This is a genomic window from Roseomonas sp. TAS13, assembly GCF_001950415.1.
In the GTDB taxonomy this organism is placed as follows: Bacteria; Pseudomonadota; Alphaproteobacteria; order Acetobacterales; family Acetobacteraceae; genus Roseomonas; species Roseomonas mucosa.
The window spans coordinates 1-921 of sequence record NZ_BDLP01000722.1 but is presented as its reverse complement, the minus strand read 5'-3'; the positions used below and the strand labels follow the sequence as shown (position 1 = coordinate 921).

The 921-nt window shown below is 75.9% G+C and carries 1 protein-coding gene; it reads right to left on the bottom strand.

The window, feature by feature from the left end; all coding sequences use genetic code 11:
- Positions 1 to 36: 36 nt before the first annotated feature.
- Positions 37 to 921, bottom strand: an 885-nt coding sequence (locus ROTAS13_RS25115) for a PQQ-binding-like beta-propeller repeat protein (RefSeq protein ID WP_075823711.1), incomplete at its 5' end; no start/stop codon positions are given.

Genomic DNA, 921 nt, shown 5'->3' with positions numbered 1-921 from the left:
CCCGGGCGGCACGCCGCGTCGGGGGCCGCGGCACCCTCAGCCGCGCAGCGCCGCCAGCGTGCCGTCGTCGCTGAGCACCAGCACGGCGCCCCCGGCCGTGGCCGGGGCCAGGGTGACGGGGCCCGGCAGGGACAGGCGCCCGGCGATGGCGCCGTCATTGACGCCCACGATCAGCGCCTCGCCACCGCTGCCCGGCACCAGGATCTGCCCGTTGGCCAGCAGCGGCGCCGCGAAGCGCGCGGGTTCCGGCGCCTTCCTGCCCGCCGGGGCGGGCGGGTTCAGCTCGGTGATCCAGCGGACCTGTCCGGTGTCGCGGGTCATGGCGACCAGACGCTGGGTGGCGGAAACGAGGAAGATCCAGTCTCCCGCCACGGCAGGGGTCACGCCGCCGCCGACATTGCGCTCCCAGAGCCGCCGGCCGGAGCGGAGGTCCACCACCATGGTGGTGCCGCCCATGCCCAGCGCGATCACCCGCCCGTCCGAGATCACCGGCAGGGCATGCACCCCCGCGATGTCGGCGATGCCGCGGTCCACCCCCGGCGCCGCCGAGAGCGCCTCGGTCCAGACCACGCGGCCATCGGCGGTGCGCAGGGCGACCAACTCGCCCGACGGGAAGCCGGCCACCAGCGTGTCGCCCTCCACCGCCGGGGCGGCAAGGCCGAGCGGCACGGCGCTCACCTGCTGCCCCTGGAAGGACCAGAGCTTGTGCCCGTCCTCGGCCGAGAGCGCGTTCAGCTGGTTGTCCAGCGTGAGGACGAAGATCCGCCCTTCCGCCACGGTGGGGGCGCCGCGCATCGGCGCCGACAGGCGCGTGCGCCAGCGCAGCGTGCCGTTGCCCGCGTCCAGGGCGATCACCTCGGCCATGCCGGTGGCGATGTAGAGCGTGCCGCCGTCAAAGGCGCAGCCGACGCCCAGCGCGCC